Genomic DNA, 21,247 nt, shown 5'->3' with positions numbered 1-21,247 from the left:
ACTAAAGTGTTTTTTTCTCGTTCGTTCATAAGAGATAAACAAAAAGAATAAACATCAAATTAGTGCGAGGATTTCTTTAGTGGGAGGAAAAAACATGAATGAGGTCTTTGAGCGAACAGCAAGATTTGAACATCGTTTTTGGCTGCAAATATTAGGTGACCATTCTAGGTTTATAAACGATGCACTTGCACCTACGCAAGAGGGGGAAATTGAAAAGACCTCAAATTTCATTCGAATATTTGACACACTTTTGGAGCGTGCAAAATCTTCAGATTTGGTATCACTAACAGATGAAGCAGAAACAGAGGTATTAAAATTTAGGGAATTTAAATTGGACTTAATAAGAAAACACCTGATAGGGAAAATCAAAATACACCTTTCACCCACCTTTATTAACCATATGGTAAACGAATTAGAGGAATACTTACGAATATTAAAACACTTACAAGCCGGGAAAGTTCCGCCTGTCTACCATGAGCTCCATCATCACCTATTATGGCTATTAGATGCAGCGGGGCACTCAGAGGGGATTTCCACCAATCTTGATGGAGTTGAAATGAAACTTAAAGAGAAAAGTAACTCATTTAAGAAGAAGTTTGAAGATTTTTACTTGAAAGCAGTCGAACTAGCAGGCTACTTAAGAACCAATTTGACTGCGTTTCCTGCTTTAGAAAGAATGAATGTAGAAAGTCAGTTAGAAATTAAGTTGTTTCAAAATTTTCTAGAGGAAATTGAAGAACTGAGACTAAGTAAGCATGCATTAGGTACATTCGCTCCTTTAATGGCCGATCATATGTACCGGGAAGAATGTTATTATCTGATGAAGTTAGCTGAATCAGCAAATCTTGACACTCCGAATTGTGATCCTGCTAAACCTCGACTTATGGAGTGAAATCAGTGTTCGGAGATTAGTAAATAGTTAACAAAATATGAATAGGTAAAAACAGGTCAAGAGATTGACCTGTTTTTTGCTAGCAATATGCAATTTCAAGTCACAGTGTCTTTAGTTATTGACCTCAATATTTTCTTTCTAATTTTTCCTAATGTCCCGTAGTGGCTCTGGGTCAATACTTTGATCATTCGCAGTTAAGTCAATTCCGTAATCTTTAGCAAAAACCATGTGGGTTTCACTAAGCGTGCCTTCTGTGTTTTCATCTAAATTGAATACTCTGGCTCCTCGAAGTCTATTTCTATCAGATCCAGGTAAACCATAGGCACCAAACCCTGTGCTACTGGAGTAGCCAAGCAAAATTCCATAATAATTACCCATATAGTTATTGACGTGATCATGTCCGCAAAATACGCCCTTTACATCGCCTCTCTCTAGCATGGCCGAAAACAAACCACTGTTGATTGGACCCGGACATTCCTCTTCATTTCTTTCACCTACAATATTGTGCTTTTTAACAGCAAGGGCATGGTTAGAATCAGATCTCTCATCTACGCTTGCATACCACATATATCGATGTTCCCAAAGAGGGATATGTATGAAAACGAGCGAAGGAACTTTATATCCCCATTGCTTCTCTATTCGCTTTGAGGTCTCATAATACCAGCTTACCTGATTAAAGCGCAGCCAATCCCATGAAGGGTATCCTTTAAAATCCTGACCAGCAATGGTTGGTGGGGCATACCTGCCACTGTCTAACAGCCAGAGATTGAATGCCGCTTTGTTACCTCTAGAGTTCTTAATGATAAGGTTCATGTTCCCAGTTCCAGTAACACCTTTTGCCCCTGGCTGATTCATATTATATTTATAGGACATGTAAATATTCAACATGTCTTCTTCATTAAGCCCGCTTTTAGGGGTAGAATCTTCATCGTGGTTCCCGAATGTTACCGCCCACTTGATACCTCTTTTTTCCATCGGTTGTGCAACATTGTTAAGGGCTTGTTTCATCTCCATTGGAGTATCACAACCACCAGAAATGTTATCGCCATTAAGCACGACAAAGTCAGGTTTCTCAGAGTCAAGCACTTTCTCCATTAGCTGGATGGTTCGCACATCAATACGCTCATCATCTTGTGTATCATTAAATTGAACGATTTTGAACTTTCCATCTGGTTTAAATTGGAGTGCAACATTATGATCCAATTTTTCTGCATGAGCTGTGCTGCTAAAAAAATCTACCGGTATTCCAGTTGAAGCAACAGTAAGGGCAAGTGCACCAATACCACCTTTTTTAATAAAGTCTCGTCTATCTATACCATTTTGTGAACCGACATTTTTCATAAAAGAACCTCCTTCTAACCTAGTAATGTACAAGTTAATAATAGAAGGTAAATGTTGAGAGGTTGTGAATATTAAGTAAAATGTAAGTAAATCAAGAATAATTTAACCACAAGCTTTTATTGGACAATTTAAGTGTGAATATATTAGTTAATTTGGCTTATTGTATCGCATTAATGACTATAGTGTAGTACAGAAAACAAAAAAAGATTGCTGCCTTTTTTGCATGCTATATTTCAGTTTGGATCGTGAGTTTTAAAATACATAAATTTTCCTTATTTTTCAAGAACATTGGACAACATTTTTTCCATATTCTATTGTATCAATGAATAAGGGTGTTCCATATGAGAATCAAAAGGGAAATACAAATGCAGCCACAACCCATGATTGGTCAAGCATGGACTGGAAGACATGTGATTTTGCTTCACTGTACAACCAATAATCAATTTCTCAATCTTTATAAAAGTTACCACGCCCCGATTGAGCCTCTACGTCAAAATTGTGCCGAAACATTGTCGCAATTACTAAGTATCGGATATCGTATCATGGCGATTACTCCTATTTCAGTAAATCATATTCAATATTTTTTGGTACTAGGAGATTAAATTATGAACTTTGAGATGCAAAAGGCGAATTTACTGGCTGAAAATATAAAGGGTTTTATAAAATACGTTAATAAAAGTCATGATAATAAAAACAGCACCAGGTTTACACCGGATAAACTGTACCAAATAAAACTTCTTAATGAAGAGTATAGATTTCAAATCCTAGCAGATGAACTTATTAGAATTAATCAGTTTGATTGGGATGGAAAGTATACCTATTATTTAGTTGATCAATTTAAAGAAGGGCTTACTATTATTGAGGAATATGTAAATAATCATTACGATGATTTATTTCTGTTAACGGGCAGACTCTACACGTTAAAAAGTCTCAGTCAATCCTTTAGCAGAATGGTATAACAGAACACCACCTTCATCTTTAAAGGGACTTTTCTAGGTATTTCTATTGTCACATGAAATGGATCATGTTACTATTAGATGAAATTAATTTCCTTTAACTTGGTCCAGAGAGTCCAAAAAGGCGAACGTAAACTTCATATATACTTTGTCACGTATATGAATGCCTTTTTGTCCTTTGGATGAAAGGGCATTTTATTTTTGCCAATTATCTTTTAATCTAAGTCCAGTGAGGCTTGAAAGGAGAACGACAGAAATGGATTATCGTAAAAAAACAGTAGTCGCTTCAGTAGCAGGATTAACATTAGAGGGCATGGACATCATGTTTATTTCCTTTGCCATGTCGATGATTATTGCAGAGTTTCATATTGATATGGTGGCTGGCGGCCTCATTTCTTCTATTACCAACCTAGGAATGCTGGCTGGCGGAGTGATTTTCGGTATCTTAGCAGATAAATTTGGGCGAGTTAGAATATTTACTTATACGATTCTGCTATTTGCAATCGGCACGGCGTTAACAGGACTAGCTTCAAATATTGAGCAAGTTTACATCTATAGATTTATTGCAGGCTTAGGTGCAGGTGGAGAATACGGTATTGGAATGGCGCTTGTAGCTGAAGCATGGCCAAAAAATAAACAAGGACGAGCCTCTTCTTATGTTAGCATCGGCGCTCAATACGGTGTGATTCTCGCTGCTCTCCTTAGCGCCATCATCCTTCCTTCTTGGGGATGGAGAGGATTGTTCTTCATCGGCTTGGTACCGGTTATATTTGCCTTTATCGTGCGAAAGAAATTAGACGAATCTCCCGAATGGCTAGCTGCAAATAAGAAAAAACAACTAGTGCCAAGGGAAAGGAAATTAAAGCAATTGTTTGCTACACCAAGAACTTCTGTAACAACGATTGCCTTAGCAATCATGGCAACTGTCCAAATTGCAGGTTATAATGGTTTGATGATTTGGCTGCCATCAATGCTTCAACAATCCCAAGGTTTATCCGTTTCAAATTCGGCACTTTGGACGATTAGTACGGCAGCAGGAATGATTGCAGGAATGTTAACGTTCGGACAATTTATGGATCGATTTGGAATGAAACGGTCATTTGGGATCTTCTTATTCGCTTCCGCGGGCGCTGTCTTTTTATACTCCTTTGCGTCAGGGAGTGCAGGCCTTTTAATCGGCGGTGCCATTGTTGGATTCTTCTCGAATGGTATGTTCGCTGGCTATGGGGCATTAATAAGCAGTTTTTATCCGGTTGAAATTCGCAGCACAGCAACCAACACGATTTTTAACTTCGGAAGAGCATTAGGAGGATTATCTCCTATATTAGTAGGATATATCCTTCAGCATGCGAATGTTACGGTTGCAATGGGGTATCTTGCATTACTTTACTGTATCTCCTTTATCGCAATGGTAAGTTTGAAAAAAGGAAAAACCACTCAGGAGCAAAACCATACCCTTTCTAAAGTAGTGTAATGTTAAAGTAAGAAAGGTTCATTAAACAGGAATTCTTCCTTAACTATAAAATTTCACAGAGGTTACAAATCATGAGGATTTGTGCCTCTTTTTTTATGCCTAACTTTTACGAATAAAATCAAACAAAGGCATTGGAATGTATCAACCCAATGCCTTTTTCATTCAGTTAAATAGGTAGTTGATTTTCAACTTGATCTTTTCGATCATTCGGTCGTTTCCAAACAATAAGTCCTGCAATCATATAAAGAATGGAGGTAAGATAGAACAAGCTGCCAATCGTTAAAAAATCGATCATATACCCCATAGCAATGATCCCGACTGCAGTCCATATGGAGGTCCATAAATGGTAGTGACCGATTTTCTTCCCAACTTGTTCGGTTGTTACTTGCCGAGAGATGGCTGTCTTTTCGGTTGTTTTTTGAATAGCTCCTAAAATACCCATCACCACTTGGATCGTATAAACCTGCCATAGTTCTGAGAGTATCGGGACAAATAACATCATTCCGGCCATTCCCCATGCATAAACGATTAGTAAGACCTTATCTCCCAACCGATCAGTTAAAAGGCCAATCAATGGATGGCAGAGAGCAGAGGTAAGGGCAAATAATCCATAGGCCCATCCGAATTGTGAATAGCTGTCCCCGAGATTTCGAAGCAGTAAAGTATAAAAGGGAAAAGCAATACTACTTGCCGTTAGCATGATACTTTGTGCACGTATTAGTTGCCTGAAGGTCATTGTCCATACTCCTTATAAAAGAAATTCATAAATGTTTCATCGGGATCGTAGAGTCGTTTTTTTCGAAAAAACTCTTTACTGCGCGGATAGGCTTTCTCCAACTCTTGTTTACTTGGATAGGAATAGTAGGGTAGGTAATAGCTTCCTCGATGTTTTAAAGTAACGTTAATAAGTTTCCGTAAAGCCTTTTGTGTTTTCGTTATACCGTCAGCGCTTTTATGCTGATTAATAAGCCATACGAAAGCAAACATATCTTCCTTTGCATAGGACATCACTGATTGTTGATTTTTTTCAACAAAGCGAACCGTAATATTTAAGACATTGAGATCTTCTTTCGTTAACACGTTGCGAAGATCATCGATATAGGGAGCAAATTCATCCACAGGAACAAAATATTCTTGTAATATCTCCGTACGGCTTGGATCCTCATACTCCATAAAATCAGTTGAGGTGCGCATAACATTATTTCTTGTTTCATAGTTTCCTGATTGTTTTATGGAAAGTTTTTTCTGGGTGGACCATAAAAGATTTTTTCCCCAATCACTATATCGGGCTAGTTGAAGAGAAAACTTCGGCAGTGCAACTATCTGATCGGGATTTTCTAATTTCTCAAATTCGTCTAATCTTCCTTGATTGGGAGCCAGGCGATAATTTGTTACATACATATCTGTAAAAAATGATCCGGTGCAACTGATATTCTTGCAATATGCATGCGAACATTTTGATCGCTTTGAACATGTTGGCGAAAATAATTTGAATACTCTCGGTAGTTCATCGGAACCGTTTCATACTGATACAACTCATTGTTCGTCAAATTAAGCGTGACATCTAAAATTACCCCGAACAATCCGTATCCTCCAATGACAAGGGAAAATAGCTCCGGATGTTTTGTCCGGCTAACTTGAATAATGGAGCCGTCAGCCTGCAATAGGTGAAAGGACGCAATGGTATCGATTAATGGTCCATAGCGTATATCCCGGCCGTGGACATTTACGCTCATCGACCCGCCGACCGTAAAAATATTTTGAGATTGCTGTACCTTTAAGGCAAGCCCATCAGGATTGATTTTCTCTTGTATATCTGCCCAAGTTGCCCCGCTTTGGACCGTGATTTGTTTTGCTTTTGGATCATAATCCAAGATTTTATTATACTGTTTCATATTTAGCATTATAGCTCCAGGATAATACGTTTGCCCGCCTTGGCTATGCTGCATTCCGGCGATAGAAATTTTTTCATTTTGTTTATGGGCCTGTTTTACCCATTGCTGTAATTGGTCCTTGCTTTCTCCGTGTTTGATTTCCTTTACTTTTGTAGGTAATAACCCAGCTACGTCATTCACGATCGGATGGGCGAGTTGAAATTGATACCTGTGAAAGGAACCAGCCCAAGCCATTCCATAAATAATTAACACCAAGAGAAGGAGTATTCGTGTTTTCATCAGCGTGTCCTTTCTATAAAATACTGATTTTAACCATACTTAGATAATATAACACTTGTATTTTCGTAGTCTATTTGGATTATAGAAAAACAATAATCTATCATGATAAAATATTCCTGATGAAAATTGGAATTTAAAAGGTTAGGAGAATAAAAGAATGAAATCCATTTTACTAAAAACAGGTCTTTTGACGTGTTTATTATTTCTGGGGCTGTCTTATGAAAGTGCTTCTGCGGAAATTGCTTGGCCTGCTAAATGTACGTCATTTGGAGAAGTGAAACCAAACCAAAACCCCGTCCCGCAGCACATCAACTGCTTACTGACCAATGCAGCTTTAGCAGCAAAGATTCCTCCCGAAGTGGTAAAAGCGATAGCCGCACAAGAAAGTGATTGGAGACAGTTTACTGCGGGTGGGCAGCCGTTTATTTCAGATGATAACGGAATTGGGATCATGCAAATTACTAATCAATCAAACCCTGATATTCAGAAAAAATTGAAAGATGATATTTATTATAATATCCAAACTGGTGTTGAAATTCTTAGTGGTATGTATCAACGCTCGGATCTTCCAAAAATAAAAGGGATGGGACCAGAGGTTATTGAAAATTGGTACTTCCCTGTATTGGCTTATAACGGAACTAAGCCTGTAAACAGTCCTCTGGTTCAATCAGATGGGTTGAAAAATACGAAAGCATATCAGGAAAAAGTCTTTGCCAGGATCCAACAAGACAGTTACTTAGGTGATACTAAATTGGGGCAATTCCCTTTTACTACAGGTGACTTTTACTATGATCCCAACAAAAAAGATAATATTGTCTTCCGGAAATTAGCATATACTCTTACGAACCAGATGCACACTTCTACTCACCTTTATCATAAGGGAGACAAGGTCACTGTAACGTTTGAGGGTGTAACGTTGAGGGCACAACCTAGTAGTACTTCTTCTAGTTTAAAAAAATTAGCCAAAGCTACACCTCTTATTGTTGATGGAGATTTTAAATTTGACCAATCTGTCAGCAGTGTAAATAAATTTGTATGGGTTCCAGTCAAAACTTCTGATCAAAAATTAACAGGTTATATTTCTTCTGCTTATATTAGTAAAAAGTTGGATGCTCCAATAGTCAGCCTTGTTGATGATAATGATCGTTCTCTTTCTGGTAAAACAGCTAGCAATGTCAGGATCCAAATAATGAATGGAACAAAGCTGATTGGCAGCACAGTTTCGGATTCAAACGGGAACTTCAAGGCAATTATTCCTATGCAAAAAGCTGGGACACAACTGACTGTAGCCTATAAAGATAAGTTGAATGCGTTAAGTTCATCAGCAAGAATGATAGTAATAGATAAAACGGCTCCCAATTTGCCAACTGTAAACAATGTTTCTAACAAGGCAGGAACTTTGACAGGGAAAACGGAAGCTTATGCTACTGTGACTGTGGTAATAGCAGGTAAAAAATATAGCGGAAAAGCTGATAAATATGGAAATTACAAAGTCACCATACCGGTACAAAATGCAGGGGCTAAATTATCAGTGACAGCAAAAGACAGCAAAGGAAATGTAAGTAAGGCTGGGATTGTATCTGTTATAAAAGTGGCGCCAAACCAGCCAACGGTAAATAAGGTCCGATACACTACTACAACAGTAACAGGAAAAACGGAGAAAAATGCAACGGTAACAGTAAAAATAGGTACCAAAAAATACACAGCAAAAGCAAATGCTTCAGGGAATTATAAAGTAAAAATACCGAAGCAAAAGGCAGGAAAAAAATTATATGTGTATGCAAAAGATTCCAAAGGTAGAGTAAGTGCAACGAGGACGGTAACTGTGTCAAAATGAATCAATTAATAAGTTGAAAGCCAATCCATTTTGGGTTGGCTTTTTTATGCAATCATTAAAATTAGATTAAACATCAATAATAACTGCTTTTAAAATAAAAATTATTCCTTACCACTTAATTAAATAAGGAAATAGGGATATTGGTCTATCTTATCTAATAAACTTAGTACTTTTCACTTGTTGACTAAAACATCGGTTTAAACGATAATGATAATCGTTATCAATGATAACAATTATCAATTATTTAGGGGAGGCTATTATGTTTATTCAATTTTTAAAGGAAAACCGTTATGTATCAATGCTGCTTACTTTACTTCGGTTCTATCTTGGTTGGCAGTGGTTAAATGCTGGTTGGGGAAAAATCTCTAGTGGAAAATTTGATGCAAGTGGCTTTATGTATGGAGCAGTAAAAAATATGTCTGGTGAACATCCTGCTGTTCAACCTTGGTGGGGGAATTTTCTAAAAGAGGTAGCATTGCCATATGTCGATTTTTTTAATGTAATAGTTCCTTGGGGGGAATTTCTAGTAGGTCTCGGATTAATTTTGGGTATTTTCACATCATTTTCTATACTAATGGGACTTACTATGAACTTTGCATATATGTTCTCTGGAACAACCAGTACAAATCCTCTAATGGTTTTACTAGGAATGTTTATATTAATTGCTGGAATAAATGCTGGAAAAATTGGATTGGATCGCTGGACCATACCGTTTTTAAGAAGATTATTATTTAAAAAAACAGAGAAAGAACAACTTCCCCAAAGTGCTTAAAGTTTTTTGAAATATGTATTCCTTTGCTAATCTATTAAAAAATACATAAAATATCCTCGCAGAAATAAAAACAGGGAAGCCGATTTATTAGCTTCTCTTTCTTTTTTATATTTGTGATTATCTTTGATAAAGAGCCAGAAAACCTGGCTCTTTTTCTCGGTTTCAGAGTCGATTGCACAACCTTTAGTAATTTCTTTCAATGACGAAATGGGCCAAATCGCCACGATAGATGGTTTTTGAATATTCAATGATCGATCCATCAAGAAGGTAGGCAAAGGTATCAAGCGCAAAGCAAGGGTCACCAACACTGATATGTAGTTTTTCAGCTGCCTCTTGGTCGGCAATAAACAATTCAAGAGTTTCAATTGTCTTGTGTACCTTTAAACCAAATTGGGTTCCCAATAGTTTATATAACGATTTTTCACACCCATGTTTATCTATAGCCGGGGTTTTATACCAGGGTAAATAGGCTGTTTCAAACTGGATTGGTTCTTCATTTACATAACGTATCCGCTCTAAAGCATTAACTGGTTCTCCTTCTTGAATCTTTAATTTCTCACTAAGATACTCATCGGCAGGAATAACTTCTAATTGTAATACTTTGATTGATGGTTTCTTTCCCTGCATGGAAATTTGACTGGAAAAGTGGTCAACTGTCGTGGTTAAGATTTGTTTTACTTTTTTTGCGGAAACAAAGGTTCCACTTCCTCGTTTGCGATAGACATAACCTTCCATCGTTAGTTGTTGTAAGGCAGTTCGTACGGTTGTCCTGCTTACTCCATATTTCTCACAAAATTCAGCCTCAGTCGGCAGCTGTGAGTCTGGTTTATATTCTCCCTCGTTTATTAATTGAATGATTGCATCCTTTACCTTGAGGTGCAGAGCACTTCCGTCTTTCGGTTCTTCTATCATAATGGTTTCCCCCTCGATACTTTTAGATTACCAAAAAAAGGTTACAAATGCACATGAAAAATACAATTTTATAATTTGTAATAACAAATTATAAAATTAGTAACAAATTAATAAAATTTGTATTGTAAATTGTCTGAATTGTATTTACAATAAAATTAGAGAATGTAATCGCTTTCTTAAGGGGGATATGAATGAGGATTTTATTATGCTGTTCCGCAGGAATGTCTACAAGTCTATTGGTTTCCAAAATGGAGGTAAGTGCCAAATCTCAGGGGATTAGTTGTGAAATTTGGGCAGTTGGTTCTACTGAAATAAATGACCAGATTAACAAGGCAGACGTACTGCTCCTTGGTCCACAAGTTCGCTATATGCTGCCTCAGCTTAAAAAGGCAGGAGAAAAGCAGGGTATTCCGGTAGATGCTATTAACCCACAGCATTATGGTCTTTGCAATGGAGAAGAGGTTTTGAAACAGGCAATTAATTTAATTAAAGGGGTGTAGTTCACATGATGAATTTTATTGATAAATTTATTATGCCTTTCGCAAATAAGCTTGGTAACAATAGGCATCTTCTTGCCATCCGTGACGCTTTGGTGGGGATGATCGCGATTACCATGATTGGTTCGTTAGCAGTATTATTAAACAACCTAGGAAAAGTACCTGGTATTGGTAAATATTATGAAAAATTTATGATATCTCTTTTCGGTGAAACGTGGACAACATTGGGGGGAGATATTTGGTGGGGCACCCTTGCCTTCATGACCATATTTGCGGTTTTTGGGATCGCGAATAAATTGGCAAAGTCTTACGGGGACGATGGATTCGAAGCGATGCTTGTAGCAGGTGCGTCCTTCTTTGTTCTGATTCCTCAAGTTGCCAACGTATCCATTACTCCAGAGGGTGGTGAGGCCGTTACCGGTGGAGCGTGGGGATTTATTGGCTGGAATTATTTCAATGCCACAGCCCTTTTCACAGGTATTATTGTTGCGATTGTCGCGACTGAAATCTTTGTTCGTTTAGCTAAAATCAAGTTTTTAGTCATTAAATTGCCTGATGGAGTTCCGCCAGCGGTATCTCGTTCATTTGCAAAGCTTCTTCCAGGAATGGCAACCATTTTTACCATCGGATTGTTTGGGCTTATTTTACGCAAATTTATTAGTGATGGCGCTTATTTAAACGATTGGATCAATAAAGTACTCGTTTCACCGCTTACGGGTGCAGTAGATTCAATGCTGTTTGCTATTTTAATCGTATTCTTGGTGCACGGATTTTGGATTCTCGGTCTTCACGGTCCAAACATACTTGGAGGAATTACAACTCCTTTAATGACCAAACTGGGGCAAGAAAATGTAAATATGTACGCACAAGGTGTACAGGATTTAGGAAAATACCACATTTTATCTGGATCTTTCTTAGATGCATTTGTGTATCTTGGGGGTTCTGGTGCTACTTTAGGATTATTGGTAGCGATGTTTATCGCCGGTCGCAGGCGTAATAAGCAATTAATTGCGTTAGGTACTCCTCCAGGGATATTTCAAATCAATGAACCTATTCTTTTCGGATTGCCAATTGTTTTGAATCCCATCTGGTTCATTCCGTTTATACTAGGACCAATCATCATGACCATAGTAGCCTATACATCTATTAGTTTAGGTTTGGTTCATCCAGTTGTTGCTGATATCCCATGGGTGACACCTGCGATTGTAGGAGGATTACTAGCAACTGGCGGGCATGTTTCAGGTGCTTTTTTAGCATTAGTGAATTTAATCATTTCGGTCGCTATTTATCTGCCTTTTGTTATCGCTCAGGGACGAATAGAGGCAAGAAGAGAAAAGGGTGAAACATCATCCCAACCTACTGATACCTTAAATATGTAAATAAGGTATGTATTGGAGGTTTACAACCAATAAATAATTGATCATCCAGAGGTGTGAAAAAATGAAAGAAGGTTTAAAAATCGTAACGATAGGCGGGGGATCGAGCTATACCCCCGAACTTATTGAAGGATTTATAAAATATTATAACGAACTGCCAGTCCGTGAATTATGGTTGGTCGATGTTGAAGAAGGCAAGGAAAAGCTTGGAATTGTCGGTAATCTTGCGAAAAGAATGGTAGAAAAGGCAGGAGTTCCGATTAAAATCCATTTGACGTTAGACCGAAAAGAAGCGTTAAAGTCTGCGGATTTCGTTACCACTCAATTTCGTGTTGGTTTGCTTGAAGCGCGTATGAAGGATGAGAGTATTCCGTTGAAGCACGGTGTACTGGGTCAGGAAACAAATGGACCTGGAGGTTTATTTAAAGCACTTAGGACCATTCCGGTCATCCTTGATATTTGCCGGGAAATGGAAGAGGTCTGCCCGAATGCCTGGCTTATAAACTTTACAAATCCTGCTGGGATGGTCACAGAGGCTGTCCTTCGTTACAGTAATATTGATAGAGTTGTAGGATTGTGTAATGTGCCAATTGGAATGGAAATGGGCGTTGCAAAACTATTAGAAGTAGACCCTAACAATGTTAGAATTGATTTTGCAGGATTAAATCACATGGTGTACGGATTAAATGTTTTTGTCGATGGTATATCCGTTAAAGATCAAGTGATTTCTTTAATTAATGATCCAGAGAAAAGCATTACAATGCAAAACATTCATGCCATGGGTTGGGAGCCAGAGTTTTTGACGGCGTTGGATGTTTTCCCGTGCCCATATCATAATTACTATTATAAATCTGGAGATATGCTTGAAAAAGAATTGAAAAATTATCAAGAAGGAGGAACACGTGCCAAGGTCGTTAAAAAGCTAGAAGAAGAGCTGTTTGAGTTATATCGAGATCCCCATTTAGCCATTAAGCCGCCTCAATTAGAAAAGAGAGGCGGCGCCTATTATAGTGATGCAGCCGTAAGACTCATCCATTCGATGTATACAGACAAACGTGACATCCAGGCAGTTAACACCATAAATAAGGGAGCAATCTCAAGTCTCCCATTTGATTCCGCTGTAGAAATCAGCTGTATCATTACAAAGGATGGGCCAAAACCGATTGCTGTAGGTGATTTACCAATACAAGTTCGTGGACTTGTTCAACAAGTGAAATCTTTTGAAAGGGTAGCGATTGAAGCGGCAATCAGTGGGGATTATGCGACAGCGTTACTTGCCATGACAATAAATCCTTTTGTCCCAAGCGATCGCGTCGCAAAAGTCATATTAGACGAAATGCTCGAAGCCCATAAAGAATATTTACCACAGTTCTTTAATCATAGGCTGGGTTAAAGATCATTGTTGATTTTGTATCCAAGTTGATTGGACGCGGATACAGCGAGACTCCTGCGGGAGTACGGGACAGGGGAGAACCCGCAGGCGCTTAAGCGCCGAGGAGGCTCCCCGAACCGCGGAAATCAACAGGCAACTTTAACACTGCCTAATTATCAGTAGGTGAGGGAGAAGAATGGAAAATTTAGAACATGTAATCTTTCAAATTATTCTCCATGGCGGCAACGGCCGCAGTGCTGCCATGGAAGCAATGCTTGCAGCAAAGCAAGGCGACTTTGTAGGTGCAAGAGAAAAATTAAAGGAAGCAGATCACGCATTAAATGGGGCTCACCATATTCAGACATCACTCATTCAAGGGGAGATAAGGGGAGAAAAAACGGAGGTCTCTTTACTTATGATTCACGCACAAGATCATTTAATGAATGCGATGACTGTGAAGGATTTGGCTGCAGAAATGGTTGAACTATACTATAGAATAAATTGATTTGATAAGAGATAGTAATATTATTTTCCAGAAAGCGATATAAATATCTTGTCTCTTTACGTACACGCCAAAAAATTAGTAAGGTGATTAAATCTTGATTAAATTAATCGTTAATGCGGACGACTTTGGGTTTAGCCATGGCGTAAACCATGGCATCATCGACAGTTATTTGTATGGAATTGTCAATTCAACCACGATGATGATGACCATGGCAGGGACCGAACATGCCATTCAATTGGCAAAAGAATATCCAAAATTGCGGGTTGGAATACATCTCGTCCTAACATGTGGGAGACCATTAGAAGACAATGTACCATCATTGGTTGATGATACTGGCCATTTTAAATCCTTGTCTACTTTTAACCCAAAAGTTATTTCATTAGAAGAACTGGAAAGGGAGTGGACAGCTCAGATCGACCGATTTATCCGATCAGGACTTAAACCAACTCATCTTGATAGCCATCACCATGTTCATACATTGAAAGAATTAAATCCAGTTATTAAGAGTTTATCAGCGAAATTCAAACTGCCGGTAAGGAAGAATGGATTTGATTCCATTGATGGTGTGGACTCTTTCTCTGACGTATCATTGTTCGATTTCTATGGTGAAGGTGTTAAACCAGATTATTTTACAAAGTTGAAGGAACGTATTAAAGATGGCATGACCGTTGAAGTGATGTGTCACCCAGCATACCTAGATAATAACCTATTTCACGGGTCATCTTATGCTTTTCAGAGATTAACAGAGTTAGAAATTCTGACATCAGTTCAAATACCTAAAACCATGATCTTAATTTAAACTGTTTGACGAGCAAAAGTGGAGTAGACTCAGTAATAACCTCTTGGTCACCTAATATAAATAGGTGGCTTTTTTACGTTTTTAAAGATCAGGAGTTGGCAGGAAATTGCGAATTGTTTGTAAAAGTAGAGTAAAAGAGTAATAATGATTAATAATTACAGATAAAGAGAGGATGTAAAACTTTTGGAATGGATAAAAGCTTTAAGAAACCTTCTGCCTATTGAACAAATAAGTGATAATCCAACCATTTTAGAACATCACAGCAAAGATGAATCCTATCATCAACCTGTGAATCCAGATATTGTTGTTTTTCCAAAAAGTAAGCTGGAGATTTCAGAAATTATGAAAATAGCTTACAAGTATCAAATACCCGTTGTCCCTTTTGGGGCTGGTTCCAGCCTTGAAGGCCACCCTATTCCTGTTTCAGGCGGGATCTCGATGGATTTTCAGTTGATGAATCACATCATTGAAGTAAGGCAAAATGACCTTCTCGTAAAGGTACAACCGGGTGTAACTCGAAAACAATTGAATAAAGCACTCAAAAAGTATGGCCTTTTCTTTCCTGTTGATCCCGGTGCAGACGCGACGATTGGCGGTATGACTAGTACGAATGCCTCGGGGACAACCACTGTAAAATATGGTGCAATGAAAGATGTCGTAAGAGGTCTTGAGGTAGTTTTAGCGAATGGAGAAATTGCAAACATCGGTGGGTTAGCAGCTAAATCTTCGTCTGGTTATAATTTAACTCCATTATTTGTTGGCTCAGAAGGAACATTAGGCGTTTTTACAGAAATCACTTTAAAAGTTTTCGGAATTCCTGAAGCAACACTTGCATGTAGAGCAGTATTCCCTTCTGTTGATCATGCCATTAAAGCGGCAAATGCAATGGTCGGCTCAGGCATCCCAATTGCCCGTATTGAACTAGTCGATGACCGTTCTATGAAACAAGTTAATATACATAACGAAACCGTATATCCTGAGCAGCCCACTTTATTTATGGAGTTCCATGGAAATGAAGAAGGTATAAAAGCAGATGTTGCATTCGCCAAGGAATTAGCGGAGTTAGAAGGTTGTAGTCAGTTTAAATTTGAAACAGACTCTCTGAAAAAAGCGCAATTGTGGGAGGCACGTCATACCTTAGCTTATGCATTTAAACACGGTTATCCTGAAAAGAAAAATATGAGTACTGACGTTTGTGTGCCATTATCCAAGTTACCAGATGCGATTTCTCATGCAAGTTCCTTACTTGAAAGTTATGGATTGGTTGGAGGAATCGTAGGGCATGTTGGGGATGGAAACTTTCATGCGTTAATTATGATTAATCCGAATGACCCAGTTGAGTCAGATAAGGCACATACCGTGAATCAAAAAATTGTAGAATATGCGATTGATTGTGGCGGTACAGCTACAGGTGAACATGGAATTGGACTAGGGAAGATAGATTATTTATATAAAGAACATGCCAGTTCAATTCATCTGATGAAAATGATAAAAGACCAGTTTGATCCACTTGGAATATTAAATCCAGGAAAAATGTTTAAATAATGGAAAGGTCCGAGCGTTCTTTCTATTTTTCTTCGAGTTTATCAATCTTCGGAAAATAGGTTGACACCTTCGGACAAACCATGATATAAACACAATAAGAAATTTTAGTGCTTAAAAGCGTAAAAGTATGAAATAATAATAATAAAAGCGGAATTAAACAGGGGGAAATACGATCATGGAACAAAGTAGCAAAATTATTGACTGTACTATTCGTGATGGAGGATTAGTAAACAATTGGGATTTCAGTGTTAAATTTGTTCAAGACTTGTATAATGGCCTTAGTGAAGCAGGTGTTGAATACATGGAGATTGGCTACAAAAATTCTCCTAAGCTTCTTAAAGCGACTGAGCCCAATCCATGGAGATTTCTTGACGATAACTTCTTAAATGAAATTATCCCTGTGAAAAAGTTCACCAAGCTATCGGCTTTAGTAGATATTGGGCGGGTAGACCCCAATGATATTTTACCTCGTGAACAAAGTGTTTTAGATATGATTCGAGTGGCTTGTTATATCCGTGAAGTTGATAAAGGATTAGAACTTGTCCAAATGTTCCATGATTTGGGTTATGAAACTTCCCTAAACATTATGGCATTATCGAGTGTACCTGAACAACAGCTCATTAAAGCGTTTGAATTGGTGAAGGAAAGCCCTGTAGATGTGGTCTATATCGTTGACTCCTTTGGCAGCTTAGATCCTGTGGATATAGAGCATCAAGTGAAAAAATTCAAAGAAATGATTCCTAACAAACAGCTTGGGATCCATACGCATAACAATATGCAATTAGCATTCGCTAATACATTAACGGCGTTGCGTAATGGGGTTTCATTTCTGGATTCGTCTGTTTATGGCATGGGTCGTGCTGCTGGTAATTGTAACACAGAGCTTCTTGTTAGCTATATCCAAAAACCAAGCTATGAGCTTCAGCCAGTTCTTCGTGTGATTGAAGAACATATGCTGGAAATGCGTGAAAAGTGGGAGTGGGGCTACATCATTCCTTATATGATTTCAGGTGTCCTTAATGAACATCCACGTGTTGCCATGGCTTACCGGGACAGTACGGACCGTGATAAATTCGTCGATTTTTATGACAAAGTAACTTCACCTGAAAGTACACTAGCACCTGCTACAAAATAAATTAGAATGCTCAAAGTACCTCTATTCTTGAGGTACTTTTTGTCTTTCCTAAATCGATTATATAAACAGTTTACCCCAACAAAAGTGGTGACAAAGGCCGGGGATTTACTGATTTTTAGTAGCATGCTGCCTCATGGATATAAAAAAGCTTGTAGACTTGTCAAGTACCTTGATTTTGTCTACAAGCTGAAAGCATCTGCCTAATTTTTTTAAATTCTTATTTCATTGCATTAAAACTTACAGCAAGTTTTGCTCCAACTACTGCATTGTTTTTAACTAGAGCAATGTTTGCTTCAAGGCTTTTGCCTCCTGTTAGTTCTTTCACCTTTCCTAGTAAGAATGGCGTTACTTCTTTACCGGAAATGTGTCGTTCTTGTGCTTCATTTAATGCCGATTCAATTACGTTATTAATGGTTTTCTCATCCATGGCAAATTCTTTAGGAATTGGGTTGGCAATAACTGCTCCACCTTTAAGGTGTAAATCCCATTTAACTTTTAAAGTTGAGGCGATTGTATCTACATCGTCTGCACGGAAGTTTACTGAGAATTCACTATTACGGGTATAGAAGGCAGGGAGTACGTCGGTTTGATAGCCAATAACCGGTACACCTTTTGTTTCAAGATATTCCATCGTTAACCCTAAATCCAAAATCGATTTGGCACCCGCACAAATGACAGCCACGTTTGTTTGCCCTAGTTCTTCTAGGTCTGCAGAGATATCCATGGTAGTCTCGGCTCCTCGGTGAGCACCGCCAATACCCCCAGTAACGAAGATATTAATTCCTGCTGCTTCTGCGCAAATCATTGTTGCCGCTACTGTTGTTGCCCCTAGTTTTTTTGTAGCGATTAAATAAGCTAAATCACGTCTTGATGCTTTTGCTACATCTGTACTTTTTCCGAACATTTCTAACTCTTCATTGGATAAACCGATTTTAATTTTTCCATCTACAATGGCAATTGTTGCCGGGACGGCTCCATTATCTCGGATAATTTGTTCCACTTCACGAGCGGTTTTCACATTTTGTGGATAAGGCATACCATGGGAGATAATCGTAGACTCTAAGGCAACGATTGGTTTTCCTTGTTCTTTTGCGGCGCGCACTTCTTCAGATAAAGTAATATATTGTTTCATGATAATTCCTCCATGTCTTTTTGTAGTTGTGCTGCTGATAAATCCTGCCGGACTGTATAGGGTGATTGCAGTGTTTTAGCCGCATTAATACTTCCAGCTTTGGCAATTTCGATTAAAGTTTTCCCCTCTAACCAGGAGTAGATAACAGCAGAGGAAAAAGCATCTCCTGCCCCGGTAACATCTACAATTTCATTAATTTCAATAGAAGGAACATGAAATATTCCTTCTTCTTTATTGCCAATCATTGAGCCTTCTTTTCCATTCGTGATGACTACATTGGATATTCCTAATGAAAGCCATTTTTCTAAAGCGTTCTTCCAATCTTCTTCATTTGTAATTTTCATGTTAAAGTAAGTTTCCGTTTCATCACGGTTCGTAATAAGCCATGTCACACCATCTAAGTCATCTGGTAATCGATTCATCTTTGGTGATGAAACTGGTATTAAGACGATAGGTAAGCCATGGTTTTTTGCAAAATGACATAAGAATTGTATGGTCTCTTTCGGACAGTTTAAATCGACCATTATACATTTGGACCTGCTTAGTAATCCATCATTTTTAAGCATTAAGTCAGGTGAGATCGCCTCATATACTTCCATATCGGCTAATGCAATAATTAATTCTCCATTAGAGTCCAAAACAGCCGTGTAGGAGCCTGTTGATTTTTCAGGGAATGAGGTCACGTTTTCTAAGTTCATATAAAGAGATGATGATTCTTCGATAAATGACCAGTCCATATCATTGCCACATGTCGATATAAGTGACACTTCCAGCCCAAGCCGTCCTATGTTTTCAGCGATATTTCGTGCCACCCCGCCCGCATTCTGAGTGGAGTATATCGGATTGGATGTACCTAATTGAGCCATATCTTTGATGTGAAGTTTACGATCAATATTTGCTCCACCAATACAAATAACCTGTTGTGATTCATTTAAAATATAGGCTCTGCCTAAAATAGTTCCTTTTCTAATTAGACCAGAAATAATATTTGCAATGGAGGGCCGAGATAATCCTAATACAGCCGCAAGCTCCTGTTGAGAAATATAAGGGTTCTTTCGTATTAAATCGAAGATCACTTGTTCTTTCTCTGTCAATTTTTCAGGCATAAACCCACCTCTCAAACTAATGTTTAAAATATAAACTTATGTTTAAATTGTACATCTAAGTTTTTAAAATGTCAAACTATTAAAAAAGGTAAGCGTCATCACACTGATTTTCTCCATTAAAAAACCCGCATAGAATAAAATCTATACAGGTTTTTTAACTTTTTTTATTATTTTGCACTAAATGTTTTTAATTCATCACGTGTTTCAGGAACTTTTACTGCACCTGTTTTAATCTTTTCAGCCCATTCTTTGACTGTTGCTTCAATATCAGCTTTGTTTGAAGCTTTCGCATTGATAGGTGCTAAGCCAACACCATCTTCAGTTAAACCATATAATGCAACTTTGCCGCCAGGGAAATTTCCATCTTTTGTCTTTGTTGCAAGGTCTTTAACAGCTATATCAACGCGTTTTAATGCTGATGTGAGGACAACATCTGGGCCCATATCTGCTTGGTCACGGTCTACACCAATTGCCCAAATTTCTTTGCCAGGGTTTTTTGCCTTACGGTCAGTGGCTTCTTTGAATAGACCGACACCAGTAGCCCCAGCTGAGTGGAAGATTACGTCCGCTCCTGAAGAATACATTTTAGAAGCGATTGCTTGACCAAGCTCGGCCTTGTCAAACGCACCTGCATATTGTACGTCAACTTTTACCTCTGGTTTAGCAGCTTTTACACCGGCTAAGAAACCAGATTCGAAACGTTCGACAACAGGAATTTCCATACCGCCAATAAATCCAATGTGATTAGATTTTGTTGTTTTGGCAGCTGCGATTCCTGCAAGGAATCCTGCTTCTTGCTCTTTAAATAGAATGCTTGCAACGTTTGGCAGCTTTACTTCAGCATCAACAATCGCAAATTTAGAATCTTTTTGTTGCTTTGCAATTTCCTCAACAGCGGCTGGCATTAAGAAACCGATAGCGTATACTAAGTCAAACCCTTGACGAACGAGAGTATTTAAGTTTGTTGTGTAATCAGCATCCGATTTGGATTGAAGGTAATCATATCCGCCTTTTCCTTTTTTTAAGTCATTTTCTTTACCAAAATTTTGGAGTCCTTCCCAAGAAGATTGGTTAAATGATTTGTCGTCAACACCGCCGATGTCTGTAACCATAGCTACAGAGAAGGCATTTTCTTTGCCTTTGTTATCATTACTTTTTCCACATGCACCTAATAAAGTACCTGCAGCAAGGACTAGTGATAGTGCAATGCCAATTTTATGTTTTTTCAAGATATCTTCCTCCTAATATCATTCTTTGATGTAGCATTAATTTTTCGATAAACATTTGTTTATCTAATAAACTAATGTTTGTAATTATACTTTTAATTGAATGTTAGGTCAACTAGTAAAATAGTTTCTTTTTTTCAAATTGTTATACTTCCAAAAAAGAAATCTTTATCATTTAGGATATAATGGATTTTGA

General features: G+C 38.0%; 19 protein-coding genes and 1 pseudogene. 13 read left to right on the top strand and 7 right to left on the bottom strand.

Annotated features, from left to right (window positions below; translation table 11 throughout):
• The first annotated feature begins 94 nt into the window (after positions 1-94).
• Positions 95-892: a DUF2935 domain-containing protein gene (locus KW850_RS23865; protein ID WP_218350255.1), complete on the top strand. Its 798-nt coding sequence runs from the start codon at positions 95-97 to the stop codon at positions 890-892.
• Positions 893-1,030: 138 nt separating this feature from the next.
• Here the strand turns inward: KW850_RS23865 and KW850_RS23860 are convergent, their stop codons facing one another.
• The gene (locus tag KW850_RS23860; RefSeq protein WP_218350254.1) at positions 1,031-2,233 is read right to left on the bottom strand and encodes a metallophosphoesterase family protein; all 1,203 of its coding nucleotides are present in this window, start codon (positions 2,231-2,233) and stop codon (positions 1,031-1,033) included.
• Positions 2,234-2,574: 341 nt separating this feature from the next.
• Here KW850_RS23860 and KW850_RS23855 point away from each other — a divergent pair, with 341 nt between their 5' ends.
• From KW850_RS23855 to KW850_RS23845, 3 genes are all read left to right on the top strand, one after another.
• On the top strand, positions 2,575-2,835 hold the full coding sequence (locus KW850_RS23855) for a hypothetical protein (RefSeq protein ID WP_256358413.1): 261 nt from the start codon (positions 2,575-2,577) through the stop codon (positions 2,833-2,835).
• Between the two features lie 3 nt (positions 2,836-2,838).
• Entirely contained in the window at positions 2,839-3,192 is a 354-nt protein-coding gene (locus KW850_RS23850) for a hypothetical protein (RefSeq protein WP_218350253.1), read from the top strand.
• A 253-nt stretch (positions 3,193-3,445) separates the two neighbouring features.
• Positions 3,446-4,663: an MFS transporter gene (locus KW850_RS23845; protein ID WP_218350252.1), complete on the top strand. Its 1,218-nt coding sequence runs from the start codon at positions 3,446-3,448 to the stop codon at positions 4,661-4,663.
• Positions 4,664-4,829: 166 nt separating this feature from the next.
• On the opposite strand, the gene KW850_RS23840 is transcribed toward KW850_RS23845, so the two are convergent.
• A complete protein-coding gene (locus KW850_RS23840; RefSeq protein ID WP_218350251.1) occupies positions 4,830-5,399 on the bottom strand; it encodes an MFS transporter in 570 nt (189 codons plus the stop codon).
• Positions 5,396-6,837: pseudogene (locus KW850_RS23835) on the bottom strand (FAD-binding oxidoreductase). The gene KW850_RS23840 and the pseudogene KW850_RS23835 overlap by 4 nt, the downstream one beginning before the upstream one ends.
• A gap of 157 nt (positions 6,838-6,994) precedes the next feature.
• Between KW850_RS23835 and KW850_RS23830 the strand changes: the two are divergent.
• Positions 6,995-8,674: an Ig-like domain-containing protein gene (locus KW850_RS23830; RefSeq protein ID WP_218350250.1), complete on the top strand. Its 1,680-nt coding sequence runs from the start codon at positions 6,995-6,997 to the stop codon at positions 8,672-8,674.
• A gap of 259 nt (positions 8,675-8,933) precedes the next feature.
• Positions 8,934-9,446 carry a DoxX family protein gene (locus tag KW850_RS23825; protein ID WP_218350249.1) on the top strand — a complete coding sequence of 171 codons (513 nt, stop codon included), beginning with the start codon at positions 8,934-8,936 and terminating at the stop codon, positions 9,444-9,446.
• 183 nt (positions 9,447-9,629) lie between these two features.
• Here KW850_RS23825 and KW850_RS23820 read toward each other — a convergent pair whose 3' ends face one another.
• Complete coding sequence (locus tag KW850_RS23820; protein ID WP_218350248.1) at positions 9,630-10,358, bottom strand: GntR family transcriptional regulator; 729 nt, start codon at positions 10,356-10,358, stop codon at positions 9,630-9,632.
• A gap of 191 nt (positions 10,359-10,549) precedes the next feature.
• Here KW850_RS23820 and KW850_RS23815 point away from each other — a divergent pair, with 191 nt between their 5' ends.
• From KW850_RS23815 to KW850_RS23785, 7 genes are all read left to right on the top strand, one after another.
• Positions 10,550-10,858 carry a PTS sugar transporter subunit IIB gene (locus tag KW850_RS23815; RefSeq protein WP_218350247.1) on the top strand — a complete coding sequence of 103 codons (309 nt, stop codon included), beginning with the start codon at positions 10,550-10,552 and terminating at the stop codon, positions 10,856-10,858.
• 5 nt (positions 10,859-10,863) lie between these two features.
• The gene (locus tag KW850_RS23810) at positions 10,864-12,234 is read left to right on the top strand and encodes a PTS sugar transporter subunit IIC (protein ID WP_218350246.1); all 1,371 of its coding nucleotides are present in this window, start codon (positions 10,864-10,866) and stop codon (positions 12,232-12,234) included.
• A gap of 61 nt (positions 12,235-12,295) precedes the next feature.
• On the top strand, positions 12,296-13,624 hold the full coding sequence (locus KW850_RS23805) for a 6-phospho-beta-glucosidase (protein ID WP_218350245.1): 1,329 nt from the start codon (positions 12,296-12,298) through the stop codon (positions 13,622-13,624).
• A gap of 175 nt (positions 13,625-13,799) precedes the next feature.
• Positions 13,800-14,108, top strand: a complete 309-nt coding sequence (locus KW850_RS23800; protein ID WP_218350244.1) for a PTS sugar transporter subunit IIA — start codon at positions 13,800-13,802, stop codon at positions 14,106-14,108.
• A 94-nt stretch (positions 14,109-14,202) separates the two neighbouring features.
• Positions 14,203-14,907: a chitin disaccharide deacetylase gene (gene chbG / locus KW850_RS23795; protein ID WP_218350243.1), complete on the top strand. Its 705-nt coding sequence runs from the start codon at positions 14,203-14,205 to the stop codon at positions 14,905-14,907.
• 183 nt (positions 14,908-15,090) lie between these two features.
• On the top strand, positions 15,091-16,452 hold the full coding sequence (locus tag KW850_RS23790) for an FAD-binding oxidoreductase (RefSeq protein ID WP_218350242.1): 1,362 nt from the start codon (positions 15,091-15,093) through the stop codon (positions 16,450-16,452).
• A gap of 175 nt (positions 16,453-16,627) precedes the next feature.
• On the top strand, positions 16,628-17,587 hold the full coding sequence (locus tag KW850_RS23785) for an aldolase catalytic domain-containing protein (protein WP_218350241.1): 960 nt from the start codon (positions 16,628-16,630) through the stop codon (positions 17,585-17,587).
• Between the two features lie 217 nt (positions 17,588-17,804).
• Here KW850_RS23785 and KW850_RS23780 read toward each other — a convergent pair whose 3' ends face one another.
• From KW850_RS23780 to KW850_RS23770, 3 genes are all read right to left on the bottom strand, one after another.
• Positions 17,805-18,719, bottom strand: a complete 915-nt coding sequence (locus KW850_RS23780; protein WP_218350240.1) for a pseudouridine-5'-phosphate glycosidase — start codon at positions 18,717-18,719, stop codon at positions 17,805-17,807.
• Positions 18,716-19,825: a carbohydrate kinase gene (locus tag KW850_RS23775; RefSeq protein ID WP_218350239.1), complete on the bottom strand. Its 1,110-nt coding sequence runs from the start codon at positions 19,823-19,825 to the stop codon at positions 18,716-18,718. The genes KW850_RS23780 and KW850_RS23775 overlap by 4 nt, the downstream gene beginning before the upstream one ends.
• Before the next feature lie 167 nt (positions 19,826-19,992).
• Complete coding sequence (locus KW850_RS23770; protein ID WP_218350238.1) at positions 19,993-21,054, bottom strand: BMP family lipoprotein; 1,062 nt, start codon at positions 21,052-21,054, stop codon at positions 19,993-19,995.
• Positions 21,055-21,247 lie beyond the last annotated feature (193 nt).

It is taken from the genome of Bacillus sp. sid0103, from assembly GCF_019219025.1.
This window is presented reverse-complemented; position numbering and strand designations above follow the sequence as displayed.

Coding starts and splice junctions, on each gene's coding strand:
- KW850_RS23865 (WP_218350255.1), top strand. CDS start 95: ATGAATGAGGTCTTTGAGCGAACAGCAAGATTTGAACATCGTTTTTGG.
- KW850_RS23860 (WP_218350254.1), bottom strand. CDS start 2,233: ATGAAAAATGTCGGTTCACAAAATGGTATAGATAGACGAGACTTTATT.
- KW850_RS23855 (WP_256358413.1), top strand. CDS start 2,575: ATGAGAATCAAAAGGGAAATACAAATGCAGCCACAACCCATGATTGGT.
- KW850_RS23850 (WP_218350253.1), top strand. CDS start 2,839: ATGAACTTTGAGATGCAAAAGGCGAATTTACTGGCTGAAAATATAAAG.
- KW850_RS23845 (WP_218350252.1), top strand. CDS start 3,446: ATGGATTATCGTAAAAAAACAGTAGTCGCTTCAGTAGCAGGATTAACA.
- KW850_RS23840 (WP_218350251.1), bottom strand. CDS start 5,399: ATGACCTTCAGGCAACTAATACGTGCACAAAGTATCATGCTAACGGCA.
- KW850_RS23830 (WP_218350250.1), top strand. CDS start 6,995: ATGAAATCCATTTTACTAAAAACAGGTCTTTTGACGTGTTTATTATTT.
- KW850_RS23825 (WP_218350249.1), top strand. CDS start 8,934: ATGTTTATTCAATTTTTAAAGGAAAACCGTTATGTATCAATGCTGCTT.
- KW850_RS23820 (WP_218350248.1), bottom strand. CDS start 10,358: ATGATAGAAGAACCGAAAGACGGAAGTGCTCTGCACCTCAAGGTAAAG.
- KW850_RS23815 (WP_218350247.1), top strand. CDS start 10,550: ATGAGGATTTTATTATGCTGTTCCGCAGGAATGTCTACAAGTCTATTG.
- KW850_RS23810 (WP_218350246.1), top strand. CDS start 10,864: ATGATGAATTTTATTGATAAATTTATTATGCCTTTCGCAAATAAGCTT.
- KW850_RS23805 (WP_218350245.1), top strand. CDS start 12,296: ATGAAAGAAGGTTTAAAAATCGTAACGATAGGCGGGGGATCGAGCTAT.
- KW850_RS23800 (WP_218350244.1), top strand. CDS start 13,800: ATGGAAAATTTAGAACATGTAATCTTTCAAATTATTCTCCATGGCGGC.
- KW850_RS23785 (WP_218350241.1), top strand. CDS start 16,628: ATGGAACAAAGTAGCAAAATTATTGACTGTACTATTCGTGATGGAGGA.
- KW850_RS23780 (WP_218350240.1), bottom strand. CDS start 18,719: ATGAAACAATATATTACTTTATCTGAAGAAGTGCGCGCCGCAAAAGAA.
- KW850_RS23775 (WP_218350239.1), bottom strand. CDS start 19,825: ATGCCTGAAAAATTGACAGAGAAAGAACAAGTGATCTTCGATTTAATA.